Origin of the sequence: Nocardia pseudobrasiliensis NBRC 108224, assembly GCF_001613105.1 — a bacterium.
Classification (GTDB): Bacteria; Actinomycetota; Actinomycetes; order Mycobacteriales; family Mycobacteriaceae; genus Nocardia; species Nocardia pseudobrasiliensis.
Genome location: NZ_BDBS01000036.1, coordinates 35466 through 49273, shown reverse-complemented (window position 1 = coordinate 49273; position 13808 = coordinate 35466). Strand labels below are relative to the sequence as shown.

At 68.2% G+C, this 13808-nt stretch carries 16 protein-coding genes; 9 read left to right on the top strand and 7 right to left on the bottom strand.

Annotated elements, in window-relative coordinates; all coding sequences use genetic code 11:
• Window positions 1-23: 23 nt before the first annotated feature.
• Both NP4_RS40230 and NP4_RS26640 read right to left on the bottom strand, forming a co-directional pair.
• Window positions 24-953 (bottom strand): endonuclease/exonuclease/phosphatase family protein, encoded by a 930-nt coding sequence (locus tag NP4_RS40230; protein ID WP_245998341.1) that lies wholly within the window; start codon window positions 951-953, stop codon window positions 24-26.
• A 74-nt stretch (window positions 954-1027) separates the two neighbouring features.
• Window positions 1028-1792, bottom strand: a complete 765-nt coding sequence (locus tag NP4_RS26640) for a helix-turn-helix domain-containing protein (protein ID WP_068003380.1) — start codon at window positions 1790-1792, stop codon at window positions 1028-1030.
• Window positions 1793-1824: 32 nt separating this feature from the next.
• Here NP4_RS26640 and NP4_RS26635 point away from each other — a divergent pair, with 32 nt between their 5' ends.
• Both NP4_RS26635 and NP4_RS26630 read left to right on the top strand, forming a co-directional pair.
• Window positions 1825-2046 carry a hypothetical protein gene (locus NP4_RS26635; protein WP_068003378.1) on the top strand — a complete coding sequence of 74 codons (222 nt, stop codon included), beginning with the start codon at window positions 1825-1827 and terminating at the stop codon, window positions 2044-2046.
• Window positions 2047-2158: 112 nt separating this feature from the next.
• Window positions 2159-3364 (top strand): MFS transporter, encoded by a 1206-nt coding sequence (locus NP4_RS26630; RefSeq protein ID WP_211335913.1) that lies wholly within the window; start codon window positions 2159-2161, stop codon window positions 3362-3364.
• On the opposite strand, the gene NP4_RS26625 is transcribed toward NP4_RS26630, so the two are convergent.
• The 3 genes from NP4_RS26625 to NP4_RS26610 all read right to left on the bottom strand — a co-directional run bounded on the left by NP4_RS26625 (window position 3305) and on the right by NP4_RS26610 (window position 5334).
• Complete coding sequence (locus NP4_RS26625; RefSeq protein WP_068003368.1) at window positions 3305-3688, bottom strand: DUF6188 family protein; 384 nt, start codon at window positions 3686-3688, stop codon at window positions 3305-3307. The genes NP4_RS26630 and NP4_RS26625 overlap by 60 nt on opposite strands.
• Before the next feature lie 29 nt (window positions 3689-3717).
• Window positions 3718-3906: a helix-turn-helix domain-containing protein gene (locus NP4_RS40225; RefSeq protein WP_255285559.1), complete on the bottom strand. Its 189-nt coding sequence runs from the start codon at window positions 3904-3906 to the stop codon at window positions 3718-3720.
• A gap of 627 nt (window positions 3907-4533) precedes the next feature.
• Window positions 4534-5334, bottom strand: coding sequence for an endo alpha-1,4 polygalactosaminidase (locus tag NP4_RS26610; RefSeq protein ID WP_068003359.1), 801 nt, complete (start codon window positions 5332-5334; stop codon window positions 4534-4536).
• A gap of 105 nt (window positions 5335-5439) precedes the next feature.
• Between NP4_RS26610 and NP4_RS26605 the strand changes: the two genes are divergently transcribed.
• The 4 genes from NP4_RS26605 (at window position 5440) to NP4_RS26590 (ending at window position 9297) form a co-directional block, all read left to right on the top strand.
• Window positions 5440-6999, top strand: coding sequence for an esterase-like activity of phytase family protein (locus tag NP4_RS26605; protein WP_068003357.1), 1560 nt, complete (start codon window positions 5440-5442; stop codon window positions 6997-6999).
• 75 nt (window positions 7000-7074) lie between these two features.
• The gene (locus NP4_RS26600) at window positions 7075-7650 is read left to right on the top strand and encodes a dihydrofolate reductase family protein (protein WP_068003352.1); all 576 of its coding nucleotides are present in this window, start codon (window positions 7075-7077) and stop codon (window positions 7648-7650) included.
• 14 nt (window positions 7651-7664) lie between these two features.
• On the top strand, window positions 7665-8018 hold the full coding sequence (locus tag NP4_RS26595) for a YciI family protein (protein WP_211335914.1): 354 nt from the start codon (window positions 7665-7667) through the stop codon (window positions 8016-8018).
• A gap of 13 nt (window positions 8019-8031) precedes the next feature.
• Window positions 8032-9297, top strand: a complete 1266-nt coding sequence (locus NP4_RS26590; RefSeq protein ID WP_068003347.1) for an RNA polymerase sigma factor — start codon at window positions 8032-8034, stop codon at window positions 9295-9297.
• Here the strand turns inward: NP4_RS26590 and NP4_RS26585 are convergent.
• Window positions 9288-9527: a hypothetical protein gene (locus NP4_RS26585; protein WP_147288033.1), complete on the bottom strand. Its 240-nt coding sequence runs from the start codon at window positions 9525-9527 to the stop codon at window positions 9288-9290. The two genes, NP4_RS26590 and NP4_RS26585, sit on opposite strands and share 10 nt — an antisense overlap.
• A gap of 34 nt (window positions 9528-9561) precedes the next feature.
• On the opposite strand from NP4_RS26585, the gene NP4_RS26580 reads away from it, so the two are divergent.
• The 3 genes from NP4_RS26580 to NP4_RS26570 are packed head-to-tail and all read left to right on the top strand — an operon-like array spanning window position 9562 to window position 12397.
• Window positions 9562-10401 (top strand): glycoside hydrolase family 32 protein, encoded by an 840-nt coding sequence (locus tag NP4_RS26580; RefSeq protein ID WP_068003569.1) that lies wholly within the window; start codon window positions 9562-9564, stop codon window positions 10399-10401.
• Window positions 10398-11897 (top strand): FGGY-family carbohydrate kinase, encoded by a 1500-nt coding sequence (locus tag NP4_RS26575; protein ID WP_307597916.1) that lies wholly within the window; start codon window positions 10398-10400, stop codon window positions 11895-11897. The genes NP4_RS26580 and NP4_RS26575 overlap by 4 nt, the downstream gene beginning before the upstream one ends.
• A 32-nt stretch (window positions 11898-11929) precedes the next feature.
• Window positions 11930-12397, top strand: a complete 468-nt coding sequence (locus NP4_RS26570) for a thioredoxin family protein (protein WP_068003338.1) — start codon at window positions 11930-11932, stop codon at window positions 12395-12397.
• A gap of 1 nt (window position 12398) precedes the next feature.
• Here the strand turns inward: NP4_RS26570 and NP4_RS26565 are convergent, their stop codons facing one another.
• Window positions 12399-13799, bottom strand: a complete 1401-nt coding sequence (locus NP4_RS26565; RefSeq protein WP_068003335.1) for an MFS transporter — start codon at window positions 13797-13799, stop codon at window positions 12399-12401.
• Window positions 13800-13808 lie beyond the last annotated feature (9 nt).

Genomic DNA, 13808 nt, shown 5'->3' with positions numbered 1-13808 from the left:
GGATGTTGCGGACGCCCGAAAGATCAAGCGGGCGAGGGCAGGACCAGGGTCGCGAGGACCGGGCGGTGGTCGGTGCCGGGAAGATCGAGGACCTTCAGATCGCGGATGCCCAGGCGGCGGTCGGCGAGGATGTGGTCGAGGGTTACCGCGGGGATCGGGTCGCCGTCATAGGGTCCCCAGGTGCCGGTGAGGCCCTTGCCGAGGGTGGCGGCGGCGTCGCGGTAGCCGGAGGCGATGAGGTCGCGCAGGGGTGAATGGTCGAGGGTGGCGTTGAAATCGCCTGCGAGGATTCGGATCGGGCCGTCGGGGGTGGCTCGTTGCTGGCGGTGGAAGCTCTCTCGCCAGGGTTCGGTGGCCTCGTGGCCGTAGGGAGCCGCGGGGTGGACCGATTCGACGAGGATGCCGTATTGGGACAGCTCCGCGATGGCCTGCCTGAAACCCCAGGGGTTGTTGCGCTGGCCCGCGTCGCGCAGCGGGAGGCGGGAGAAGATGCCGGAGCCGCCCGCGCCCGGTGCGGGATAGCTGACGCCATAGGGGAAATGCCGGGCCAGAGCTGTCGCGAATTGCGGTGTGAGTTCCTGTACCGCAACGACATCCGCGTCCTCGGCCAGCCGCGCGAGGCGGTCCACATCGGCCCCGCCCAGACGCACGTTCACCGACATGACGCGCAGCTGTGGGCCGTGCGCGCCGTTGAGGGGATCGCTGTCGGCGAACCAGCGTGGGGCGACGCTGATCGCGAGCGCGGTGGCGGCCAAGGCGGCGATGACGGCCGAATAGCGTTGCCGCAGAACAATGGTCAGAATCAACGGCAGAATCGAAAGTGCCGCGACATACGGGGTGAAGGCGATCAGCTGCACCATGGGGAACCACGAATCGAAGCCGGAGATCCGGATCAGCGCCCAGATCGCCACTGGTACAACGGCTGTCCACGCCAAGATCGTCTTCCACCACACCGCATCGAGCCTAGCCGGGCGAACCCGGCCGGAATGTGGCCGTCCGGTGGAGATCGCGCGATGATTTCGTGCGGCTAGGACTGTGCGGAATACCTGCTCGGGGCCTGACCGGTGACGCGCTGGAACGCATCGCTGAAGGCCCCCGGTTTGCGATAGCCGACGGCGCGGGCGGTGGCGCCGATGGACGCGCCGCGGGCGAGGTGGGGCAGGGCCGCGCCGACACGGACGTGAGTGCGCCAGCGGGCGAAGGTCATTCCGGTCTCGTTGGAGAACAGGCGGGTCAGGGTGCGTACGCCCGCGCTGACCTCATGACCCCAGGCGGCCAGGTCGCGCTGGTCGGCGGGATTGGTGAGCAGGGCGTCGGCGATGGCTCGGATGCGCGGGTCGGTCGGTAGCGGTACGGGCAGGCAGCAGGAGGGGGCGGCCTCGAGCACGTCGAGCAGGACCGTTTCGATGCGGGTTCGGGTGGCATCGGAATCGGTGTGGGTGTCGAGGTAGGCGATGAGTTCACGGACCAGCGGGGTGATCAGCAGGCCGGTGGGTTCGGTCCAGCGGCTGGATCTGCGGGCGTCGACGGCGATCGAATAGGTGTGGCCGGAATGGACCACATCCACCGCATGTGCCGTCGCGGCGGGCACCCAGAGGCCGTGGGTCGGCGGTATGAGCCAGTTGTGGGTTTCGGTGCGCATGATCACCGTCGCGCCCGGCGCCCAGGCGATGAGGTGGTGGGGATGCTGATGGAAGGCCATGTGGTGGCCTCGATCGAGCCTGCCGTGCTTGACGTACAGCAGCGGAAGTCCTTCGCCCGCAGCCGTTTCCGGCGAGAGATCGGAATGCACCCGTTTACTCCTCACCCGGCCGTTACGCGGTCATGGTCGGCCACCTGCCGTCGATCAGCCACATTAACCTCCGCACCGCCGAGAATCACGACCGCATCGCCGCTCGGATGCCGATCACCTACTCCCACTACCGGGCCCTGCACACCACACACACCACCCGTCACCTCGCGGATCGTGTAATCGAATCGGATACCACCGGTCCTTATCGGCTGGCGGAAATCGTCGACGATATAAGAAATTATCAAAAGGTTTAGTCACCCCCGCGTCGTTGGCTATGGCGTCTGAAATCCGCCGGACTCGGGTGCAGAAAGTCGGTCTACTGGGAGGTGGCGCGCCACTCGAGCCAGGATGACCGGAAGGAACGATGTGTCCGAAACATTGCGACGTTGGGTCGGTGTGGTGTGCCTGTCGGCAGGGATATTCACCATTGTCACCAGTGAGATACTGCCGATCGGGCTGTTGAATTCTATTGTGGGGGAATTCAAGGTTTCGGCTGGGACCGGTGGGTTGTTGTTGACGCTGCCCGGGTTTGTGGCGCTGATTTGCGCGCCGGTGGCCGTAGTGGTGGTGGGGCGGTTCGATCGGCGGGTGATTTTGGCGGGGTTCATGGGGGTTCTGGCGGGGGCGAATTTGCTTGTCGCCGTGGCGCCGAATTATGGGGTGGTGTTGGTGGGGCGGGCCTTGGTGGGGGTGGTGATCGGGGGATATTGGTCGATCGGGGCCGGGTTGTCGCCGCGGCTGGTGAAAGCGGCGGCGGTGCCGACCGCCACGGCGATCGTGTTCGCGGCGGTGCCGATCGGGTCGGTGCTCGGGGTTCCGCTGGGAACACAGCTCGGGCAGGGGGCGGGCTGGCGGGTGCCGTTCGCGGTGCTGTGCGGGTTGTCGGCGGTGGTGGCCGGGGCGCTGGTGCGGGTGTTGCCGCCGCTCCCGGTCAGTCGAACCACCAGTGCGGCAGTGCTTTTCGGACTATTGCGGGAGCCCGGGGTGCGCAGTGGATTGGTGGTCACCGCGTTGGTGGTGGTCGCGCAGTTCGGTGCCTACACCTATGTCGCGCCGCTGCTGCGCGATGTCGCCGGAATCGGTTCGGTCGGCGGATATCTGTTCGTGTACGGGATCGCCGGGGTTGTCGGAACGCTCTGTACCAGTAGGACTTTGGTGCGCGGTCTGCGTGGCACGTTCGCCGTCAGCGCGGTGGCGATCGCGGTGGCGGTGCTGTTGTTGCCGGTGCTCGGGCGCTGGCCGGTCGGCGCGCTCGCGCTGCTGGTGGTGTGGGGCATGGCCTACGGCACCGTGCCGGCGTGCTCGCAGGCGTGGTTCGCGCGTTCGGCGCCCCGATCGGCCGAGGGGGCGACCGTGCTGTTCACCGCGTCGTTCCAGGCCACGTTCGCCTCGGGAGCGCTGCTGGGCGGACTGGTCGTCGACGCGACGTCGACGAGTGCGGTGCCGATGTGCGCCGGTGCGGTGGCGTTGCTCGCGGCCGCGGCGATCGGCCTGCTGCCCGCGCCGGGAATCTCAGTCGGGGCTGCCGACTCCGCCGCCGGGCGGGCAGTAGATCATGCCTCCGTCGGGTAGCCGCGCCGACCACGCCTCGAATCGCGGATCCGGCGGGCAGACCAGCCGAGCCCCGGTATCGAAGGCGAATTCCAGCTCCCACTGATCGACCCGGGCTCCGGACACCCGGTGATGCAGCAGACCGAGCACCGGCGCCGCGGTGCTCGGATCCTGCTCGACACTCACCTCCGACTTACAGCCCTCGGCATCGGTGAACATGAAGTTGGCGAGGTCGACGAAGGTCGCCGCCGCCCCGGCCGAGCCCACCTCGAACACGAGCCGAAGCGACCACGAAACTCGGACCTGCTCCACCTCGAGGCCCTCGAACGCAGAGAACATGCCCATGATCCGAGAATTCTACGACCTGCCCGCGCTCACCGGTCCCGATGCAGGCGCGCGCGTTGCAGGGCCCACCAGAGCTCCAGGGCGACAACCGGTTTGCGGGGGTCAGCGTTGGTGACGGCGCGGAAACGGTCGATGCGGTAGCGAACGGTGTTGGGGTGGACGATCAGTTCGCGGGCCGTGGATTCGATGTGCTGGCCGTTGTCGAGATAGCGGCGCAGCGTGTCCGTGTACAGCTCGGGGGAGTCGAGGCGGCGCAGAGGGTCGAGGCGCGACTGCGGTCATATGCCGATGTGGGACAACTCCGCCCGGGTTGCCCATACGATCTTGGATGGCGTATCGACCCGTGATTCGGATGAGATAGGCGCATGAGCACTTTCGAGGAACTCCGCGGCCGCCTGACCCTGCCGCTGATCGCCGCGCCGATGTTCCTGGTGTCGGGTCCGGATCGCCGCGGCGGAGGCGGGCGTCGTCGGGGCGTTTCCGACCGCCAATGCCCGTACCAGCGACGAATTGGCCCGATGGCTCACCGAGATTCACATCCGGCGCGCGGGCGGTCGCGGCGAATCTGATCGTGCACCGCACCAACAGCCGGATGCGCGCGGATCTGGCCGTGCTGTGCGAGCAGCCGACCGAGTTGGTGATCACCTCGGTCGGATCCCCCGCGCCGGTCGTCGATGAGTCGCACGGGGTCGGCACCCTGGTCTTCGCCGATATCGCGAGTTTCGTCGAGTCCGTGGCGGAACTTCTTCAGCGCCGGACATTCCGCGAGCGGCGTGCGCGACGTATCGCCCGTGGCCGAGCTGGTGACGCGAACCGAACGCGAATACCGCGGTGTCGCGGGCTGATCAGCAGGTGCGGCGCAGGTAGCCGCTCGCGCCCGCGGGAACCACGTCCTCATCGCGCTGCACGATGCTGATCCGCGATCCGACCTGCTCGCACGCCGCCGCGAGGCCCGCGTCGGTGTATTCGACATCGATGACATTGTCGGAGAAGGCGGTCACGTAGTCGCCGCACTCCCCGGTGTCGCCGCACTGTTCGGCGACGGCGAAGTCCAGGCCGTTGCGGGCGTGGTTGTTCGACAGTTCGGCGGCGTTCTTCTGCGCCACGGCCAGACCCTTGTCGTGGGCGTGGCCGGACAGGCGGCGTATATAGGACTGCGCCTGATCGGTGGTGAGCAGTTTCTTCGAGCGGTCGTAGCTGTCGTAGTTGTCGAGTTCGACGGCCTGATAGCGCTCGGCGGCGCATTCGTCGATCCAGCCGTTCACCTTGTCGGCGATGCGGGTCTGCTTGTCCACGGTGCGGATGTCGAGCAGGGTCTCGCCCCACTTCTCGTCGACGACGGGCCGGCCGTCGGCGTCGCGCAGCAGCAGGTCCGGGTCCCACTGGTCCTCCCCGCCCGGTTGGGTCTGGAAGGCATTGACATAGCAGATGTTGTAGAGCCCATCGGCGGGTGCGACCTTGTGATCGCGAGTGACGATACGCACGCCCTCGGGCGGGGCGTACGGGCCGCCGATCTGGTAGTCGACGCCCGCACCGCGCGGCGGTAGGACGACCGCGTTGGGCTGGGCGGCGCAATTGGCGGGAACGACGAGTGAGAAGGCGGCGGCGAGCAAGGCTGCGAGCCGCGGCAAGGCTGCGATTTTCATCAACCAGCAGCCAAGCGAATCAGGGCATTTCCGTCAAGAAGTAATCGTTCGCGATGTTCACCGGCCGGTCGTCCGGGCGTCGCCTGGCCACGATAGACAGCGCGAGTGAGTGTAAATCGCCGTATCAGTTTCGTCGTTCTCGCCGCCGCGGTGGGCGCGGCGGCCGCCTGTTCGTCCGGGGGCGACGCGCAGGGGCTGCGCACCGACAAGGGCCATCCGCTGGTCATCAGCGCGGACGAGCTGCTGAAGCAGACCGGCGGCACCGCGGCCGTGGGCGTGAGCGCCCCGCGGCACGGCAAGCTCGAACGACGCGGCGACGGCTCGTACGTCTACACCCCGCAGGCCGGATACACCGGTGACGACACCCTCACCGTCACCACCACCGACGCCGTGCGGCTCTACACCACCGATATTCCGCCGCTCGGACAGTACGGCGGAATCACGGTGCAGGCCAGCGGTTTCGGCTCGGCCTTCACGCCGGTGCCGGGTTCGTCCGACGAGTTCTACGGCCTGACCGATCGCGGACCGAACGCCGACGGGCCGAAGAAGAACGAGAAGATCACCCCCACACCGGATTTCACGCCCAAGATCGGCAAGTTCAAACTGGCCGGGACCAAGGCCACCCTGGAATCGACCATCGAGCTGAAGAACAAGGCGGGCGTCAGGTTCAACGGCCTGGTCGACACCTCCGCGCCGACGGGAGAGACCATGCGCGGTCTGGACGGCAATCCGCTGCCGCCCACCGATCACGGCCTGGACACCGAGGGCCTGGTCGCGCTGGCGGACGGCACCTTCTGGATCAGCGACGAATACGGCCCGTTCCTGGTGCATTTCGATGCGAGCGGCACCGAGATCGAGCGGCTCGCGCCGGGTAACGGCCTGCCCCAGGAACTTTCGCTGCGCACCCCGAATCAGGGCATGGAGGGCCTCACCGTCACCCCCGACGGCAAGACGCTGGTGGGTGTGATCCAGAGCGGTCTGCAGGCCCCCGGCGCGGGTTCGGCGCGCGAGGTGCCGATGACCCGGATCGTGACGGTGGATCTGGCGAACAAGGCGGTGCGGGAGTTCGTCTATCCGCTCGAGGATCCCAAGAGCCAGCTCGCGGTCTCGGAGATCACCGCGACCGGGGCGAACACCTTCGTGGTCGACGAGCGCGACGGCAAACTCGCGCCCAAGGCGAACAAGAAGCTGTGGACCATCGACCTGTCCGGCGCGACCGATGTCGGGCCCCGGTCGAGCGTGCCCGACGCGCATTACGACCCCAAACTCGGCCTGCTGGTCGACGGTAAACCGCTCGAGGTCTACGTCGGCGCGGTGTCGACCGCCGACGGCGTCGCCGCCCTGCGACGCGCCGGGATCACGCCGGTGGCCAAGAAGTCGAATCTGGATCTGGCCGGACTGGTCGACAAGCTCGCCGCCGACGGGACCTTCTTCGGCCACGACAAGATCGAGGGCGTGGCCACCCGCGACGGCGGCAAGACCCTCTACATCTCCAACGACAGCGACTTCGGCCTGGCCGGAATCACCGGGGACAATCCGCCGTTCGGCCTGAAGGCCAAGACCCTGCCCAACGGTACCCAGGACACCGGGGAGATCCTCGCGGTCGATACGACCAAGCTCCCGGCCACCACGAAAACGGCGACGGTGAAAATTTCGGTGAAGTGATGTCGATTCCGCGTGGGCTCGTTCGACGGTCAGGTGAGAGGCCGAAAACGGCCTGGAGACCGAGAGGATGAGCCCATGCGGAAATTGGTGGCTTTGGAGCACGTCACAGCGGACGGATATGTGTCGTCGGGGCAGGGGATGGGGTTCGAATGGACCTTCCGCGCCTACAGCGACGAACTCGCCGCCTACGGCGACGAGCACATCCGAGCCGATGTCGATACCGCGGTCTACGGCCGCGCGACCTATCTGGGCATGTACGAATACTGGAGCGGGCTGCCCACCGCGGAGACCTCGGGACATGAACGCGCCCACGCCGAATGGGTGAACGCCGTGGACAAGATCGTCTGCTCCACCACGCTGGAAGCAGCCGAATGGCAGAACACGCGGCTGATCCGCGGCGATCTGGCCGATGAGTTCGCCGCGCTGAAGGCGCGACCGGGCGGCACGATGTCGATTTACGCCAGCCCGAAACTGGTGCACTCGTGCCTCCAACTCGGACTGATCGATGAGTTCCGGATCATCGTGCATCCGGTGGTGATCGGGTCCGGGACGCCGCTGTTCCCGGACAAGTCGGCGCTCGAGCTGGATCTGGTCGAATCGAAGAGTTTCGAATCCGGCGCGGTCTACCTGCGCTATCGGGTCGAGCGGTAGAGGAGGATCTCATCATGCGCTATCTGATGCTGATCCGGATCGATCCGGCCACCGCACCCGTCCAGGGCCCGGACCCGCGGCTGGAAGTGGAGATGGGCAATCTCATCGAGGAGATGACCAAGGCGGGCGTACTGCTCGACACCGCCGGGCTGCGGCCCATCGAGGAGGCCACCCGGCTGCGGCTCGCCGGCGGAGAGCAGACCGTGCTGGACGGGCCGTTCACCGAATCGAAGGAGATCATCGGGGGCTACTTCCTGCTGCAGACGCGCTCGCGCGACGAGGCGGTGGAATGGGCCTCGCGGTTCCTGCGCGTGCACGGACCGGACTGGGAGATGGAACTCGAGATCCGCGAGCTGGACCACGGATGAGTCCGAACCGCGGATGAGTGCCGAGCATCGGGCGGTCGAGGCGGCGTGGCGGATCGAATGGCCGCAGCTGGTGGCGGGACTGACCCGGTTGGCCGGTGATATCGACACCGCCGAGGAACTGGCCCAGGACGCCCTCGTGGCTGCCCTGGAACAGTGGCCGCGCGAAGGGATTCCGGCGAATCCGGGCGGCTGGCTCATGCGCGTGGCCAAGCGCCGCGCCGTGGACCGGATCCGCCGCGATGTGACCTTCGCGCGCAAACTGCCCCTGCTCGGGCACGATCTGCTCACCGAACAGCATGGTGGCGCACGGGATTCGGAGATCGACTCGGGAATCACCGACGATCTGCTGCGAATGGTGTTCACCGCCTGCCATCCGGCGCTGTCGCGGCAGGCCCAGGTGACATTGACGCTGCGGATGGTCGGCGGCCTGACCGCCGAGGAGATCGCACGGGCCTATGTGGTTCCCAAAGCGACTGTGTCGCAACGGATCGTGCGGGCCAAGCGGGTGATCAGGGCTGAAGGGCTGCCGTACGAGGTGCCGGGCAGCGATGAACTGGCCGGTCGATTGACGGCGGTGCTCGAGGTGATCTACCTGATCTTCAACGAGGGTTATGCCGCGACGTCGGGCCGGGACTGGGTGCGGGTCGAACTCTGCGAGGACGCCCTGCGCCTGAGCCGCATCCTCGGCGGGCTACTACCCGGCGAACCCGAGGTACACGGGCTGTGCGCGCTGCTGGAATTGCAGGCCTCGCGCATCCGCGCCCGCAGCGACGAGGCGAATCGCCTTGTGCTGCTACCGGATCAGGACCGCACCCGATGGGATCGGCTGCTCGTGCGGCGCGGCTTCGCGGCCCTGGGCCGGGCCCACGCCCGCGCTCGGGAACGCGATGTGCTGCCGGGGACCTACGCGCTGCAGGCGGCGATCGCGGCCGTGCACGCGATGGCCGCCACCGCCGAGGAGACCGACTGGCGTCGCATCGCGGGCCTGTACGCGCAACTGGCCCAGCGCTTTCCGTCGCCGATCGTGGAACTGAACCGGGCGGTGGCGATCGCGATGGTGCACGGGCCCGCGGCGGGGCTGGAACTCGTCGACGCGGTCGCGGCCACCGGCACCCTGGACGGATATCACCCGCTGCACGCCGTGCGCGCGGATCTGCTCGCGCGGCTCGGGCGCTCGGCGCAGGCACGGGCGGCATTCGCGCGCGCGGCGGAGCTGACCGCCAACGACGCCGAGCGCTCGCTGCTGCGCGATCGCGCCGAGGCGTGCGCTCAGGAGTAGTCGCGGAAGGTCAGGACGAAACCCACCAGACCGATCGCCACCAGCGCGATATAGCCGAGCACGCGCAGCGCCGGATGCGGCAGCTGCTGGACCGCGAAGCCGCCGAGCATGGCCACGAGGAGCATGAGCACGCCGTAGAACGGCGTGCGCTGGGGATGTCGGCCCATACTGGAGGGATAACCCGGTTCGCGGGAATCATCGGTGATTTCGGGCACCCGGCGTGTCGTCACGGAACCGGCGGGGGTGAACGGGCACGGTGACGGTATGAACGTAACCTCGGGGTCGTTCCAGCGCATCTACGATCCGAGCGTGGGGGAGGTGCGCGAGTGGTATATCAACGACCACACCGTGATTCGAGCCGCGGACGGGCAGTGGCATCTGTTCGGCATCACCCATCCGGAACCGGCCGATCCGGAGAACGAGATCGAATTCGCCCACGCCACGGCCGATGAGCTGTTCGGCCCGTGGACCAAGCGCGCGCCCGCGCTGGTGGTCGATCACTCCTACGGCGAAACCCATCTGTGGGCCCCGCATGTCGTGCACGACGGCGAGCTGTACTACATGTTCTACGCCGGTGGCGGCGTCGACCGGACCGCCGCCGCGATCAATCTCGCCGTCTCCACCGATCTGTGCGACTGGCGGCGTCATCCCGGCGGCCCGTTGTTCGTGGACGGCTACGACGCCCGTGATCCGATGGTGCTGCGCGTCGGGGAGCAGTGGGTCATGTACTACTGCGCGACCGCCGAACCCGGCGGCGGCAATCATATTGTCGCCTATCGGACCAGCGCCGATCTGGTGGAGTGGAGTGAGCGCGAGATCGCCTACACCGATCCCAGCGCGGGGACCTTCGGCGGGCCCACCGAATCGCCGTTCGTGCTGCCGCACGACGACGGGTGGTATCTGTTCATCGGTCCGCGGCCGGATTATGTGGGCACCGATGTGTTCCGCAGCGACGATCCGCTGGCGTTCCGAATCGAGGATCAGGTCGGGCATATCGCCTCGCACGCGGCGGAGATCGTCGAGGACTGCGGCACATTGTGGATCACCAGCGCGGGTTGGGGGCAGGGAGGTGTGTCGATCGCGCCCTTGATCTTCGATCGGTGAGGGATGCTGGTGTGGTGATGTTTCTCGGTATCGACATCGGCACGTCCAGTTCCAAGGGTGTGCTGGTCGACCAGGACGGCCGAATCGTCGCCAGAGCCGAACGGGCACACGGGGTCTCGACACCGCATCCGGGATGGGTCGAGCACGATGCGGAAACGGTGTGGTGGTCGGAGTTCGTGGGGCTGATCGGCGAACTGGTGCGCACCGACGAGGATCGGGCCGCGCTGGGCGCGCTCGCGGTGAGCGGTATCGGTCCGTGTCTGCTGCCCGCCGACGAGCGCGGCGATCCGCTGCGGCCCGCGATCCTCTACGGCGTCGACACCCGCGCGACCGCCGAAATCGCCGAGCTGAACTCCGAACTCGGGGCGGAAGAGGTGTTGCGTCGGGCCGGTTCGCCGCTCACGAGCCAGGCCGTCGGGCCGAAGCTGCGCTGGCTGGCGCGGCACGAATCGCGGGTGTACGAGCGCACGCGAATGCTGTTGATGGCCAGTTCGTTTCTGGTGCACCGGCTCACCGGACGGTATGTGCTCGATCATCAGTCGGCCAGTCAGTGCGTGCCCATGTACGACCTGCATCGGCGCGAATGGTCCACGGACTGGGCGCAATCCGTCGCGCCGGGCCTGCCGCTGCCCGAATTGGCCTGGCCCACCGAGATCGTCGGGCGGGTGACGCGAGCGGCGGCCGCGGCCACCGGACTTCCGGAGGGCCTGCCGGTCACCACCGGAACCATCGACGCGTGGGCCGAGGCCGCCAGCGTCGGGGTGCGCGCGCCCGGCGACGCCATGGTCATGTACGGCACCACCATGTTCCTGGTGCAGGTGCTCACCGATCCCCGGCCGCATTCGGGACTGTGGGGCACGTGTGGAACCTGGCCCGGCACATACACTCTCGCCGCGGGAATGGCCACCTCCGGTGCGGTGACCGACTGGCTGCGGCGGCTGGTCGGGGGTGAGTTCGCGGATCTGGTGCGCGAGGCCGACGCGGTGCCGGTAGGCAGCCGCGGCCTGATTCTGCTGCCGTACTTCGCCGGTGAGCGCACGCCGCTGTTCGATCCCGACGCCCGCGGGCTGCTGGCGGGGCTGACCCTCGGACACGAGCGCGCCGAGATCTATCGGGCCGCGCTCGAGGGGATCGGTTACGGGGTGCGGCACAATCTCGAGGCGATGGCCGCGGCCGGGGGCGGGGCGCGGCGGCTGGTCGCGGTCGGCGGCGGGACCAAGGGCGGGTTGTGGACGCGGATCGTCTCCGATATCACCGGTCTGCCGCAGCAGCTTCCGGCCGAGACCGTCGGCGCCTGCCTGGGTGACGCGCTGCTGGCGGCCGAGGCGAGCGGTGTGACCACCACCGAGTGGAATCCGGTGGTCGCGAGCGTGACGCCCGAACCCGCGCACACCGCCGTCTACGACGAGTTCTACCGGCACTATCGGCGGCTCTACGAATCCACCCGCGAGACCGCCCACTTCCTGGCCGACCAGCAGCGCCTGGCGGCTCGCTGACGCGACACACCGATTCGTGGATAATTCGAAACATGTCCACGCAGGTATTGACCGAGCAGACCTTCCAGCGGACAGTGGCCAGCGGGGCCATCGTGCTGGTCGACTACTGGGCCGATTGGTGTGGCTGGTGCGACCGATTCGCCCCGATCTTCGAGGAGTCGTCGAATCAGCACCGCGATATCGTGCACGGCACCGTCGACGCCGAGGCCGAGACCGGCTTGGCGGCGGCCGCCCAGATCACCAGCCTGCCCACGCTGCAGGCCTTCCGCGGCGGTTTGATGGTGTACTCGAACCCCGGCTTCCAGACCGCCGCCCAGCTGGAGGATCTGATCCAGCAGATCATGTGGCTGGATATGGACGCCGTTCGCCGCGAACTGCAGGAGCAGATCCCGGGTTTCACCGATCCGCTCGCCGACCCGGCCCCGACCGGGCCCGCCCCGACGGCCGGGCTGGCCGCGGGGGGCTCCGCCTACGGCTGGCCCGGGCTTCGTCTGCGTTGAATCACGCGTGGGCAGTGGGCTTTTCGTGAAAGGCCCAACCCGCGACGGCGGCCAGCAGGCCGGTGGCGGCCATGTAGTACCAGCCTGCCCGGTAGTCGGACAGCCCCGGGACGGCCGCACCCGCGAGGATCGCGGTCAGGATCGCGACGCCGAGAGCGGAACTGGTCTGACGGGCCATCATCAGCATTCCCGAACCCAGCGAGAGCTGTTCGGCGGGCAGTAGCGCCGAGGCGCCGAACAGCGGGGGCTGCAGCAGTGAGGTGCTCACGCCCGCCAGGATCGCGCCGGGCAGGAAGGCCAGGGCGTAGGAGGCGCTGTGGGCGGACAGCACGATCCACCACAGCGCGCCCGCGGCGATGGTCATCCCGCCGAGGGCGGCCGAGGCGCGGGCCCCGATGCGGGCGACCACGCGGCCCGACAGGGGTGAGGACAGCAGGCAGCTCAGGCCGATCGGGGCGATGGCCAGGCTCACCCGCACCTGCGAGTAGTGCCACTGGTGAGTGAGGAACAGAGTGGCCGCGAGGATCAGGGCCGCGAAAGCCAGGTAGTAGCAGAACACCCCGACGAAGGCGATGCGAAACATGCGGTGGCGCAGCACGACCGGGCTCACCACCGGATCCGGATGCCGCCGCACGTGCCAAGCGAACACCGCCGCGAGCAGTGCCGCCGCGGCCAGGCTCGACAGCGTCGCGGGCGAGGCGTAACCCCATTCCGAACCCTGGACGAACACCGTGGTGAGCGCCGCGGTGGCGCCGAGAATCAGTGCCGCGCCGAACAGGTCGAGGGTGCGCCCGGCGTAGCGGCGGATATCGGGCAGTACCCGCACGCCGAAGACGAACGCCGCGACGGTGAACGGAATATTGAGCAGGAAGATCCAGCGCCAGCCGGCCTGCAGCAGTAGCCCGCCGATCACCGGCCCGCCCCCGGCCCCCGCCGCCGCGATCGCGGTCCAGATTCCCATCACGGTCGGATGCCGACGAATCTCGAAGCAGGGCAGCACCAATCCCAATCCGGTCGGCACCAGCAGGGCGGCCGCGGCCGCCTGCACGATCCGGGCGGCGATGAGCGCCACCAGATTCGGGGCCAGCCCGCAGGCCAGCGACGCCACCCCGAACAGCGCGATGCCGATCAGGAAGCCGCGTTTGCGCCCCGTGTCGTCGGCGAGGCGGCCCGCGGGGACCAGGAGTGCGGCCATCACGATCGTGTAGGCGTTGAGCACCCAGGAGACCGCACCGGCCGAGGCGTGGCCGAAGGAGGTCTGCAGCGTCGGAAAGGCCACGGTGACCGCGAACAGATCCAGGATCGCGAGGAATTGCGCGATGCCCGCGACCGCCAGCACCCGCCATCGGCGCGACGATCGAGTGTCGGGAGCAGTGGTCGAGGCGGTGGCGGTAATGGTCATGGTGGCAAC

Bases quoted from the DNA above. Each gene is read 5' to 3' on its own strand.
- NP4_RS26635 (WP_068003378.1), top strand. From the start codon at position 1,825: ATGGTCGGCCACCTGCCGTCGATCAGCCACATTAACCTCCGCACCGCC.
- NP4_RS26625 (WP_068003368.1), bottom strand. From the start codon at position 3,688: ATGGGCATGTTCTCTGCGTTCGAGGGCCTCGAGGTGGAGCAGGTCCGA.
- NP4_RS26610 (WP_068003359.1), bottom strand. From the start codon at position 5,334: ATGAAAATCGCAGCCTTGCCGCGGCTCGCAGCCTTGCTCGCCGCCGCC.
- NP4_RS26600 (WP_068003352.1), top strand. From the start codon at position 7,075: ATGCGGAAATTGGTGGCTTTGGAGCACGTCACAGCGGACGGATATGTG.
- NP4_RS26595 (WP_211335914.1), top strand. From the start codon at position 7,665: ATGCGCTATCTGATGCTGATCCGGATCGATCCGGCCACCGCACCCGTC.
- NP4_RS26590 (WP_068003347.1), top strand. From the start codon at position 8,032: ATGAGTGCCGAGCATCGGGCGGTCGAGGCGGCGTGGCGGATCGAATGG.
- NP4_RS26580 (WP_068003569.1), top strand. From the start codon at position 9,562: ATGAACGTAACCTCGGGGTCGTTCCAGCGCATCTACGATCCGAGCGTG.
- NP4_RS26570 (WP_068003338.1), top strand. From the start codon at position 11,930: ATGTCCACGCAGGTATTGACCGAGCAGACCTTCCAGCGGACAGTGGCC.
- NP4_RS26565 (WP_068003335.1), bottom strand. From the start codon at position 13,799: ATGACCATTACCGCCACCGCCTCGACCACTGCTCCCGACACTCGATCG.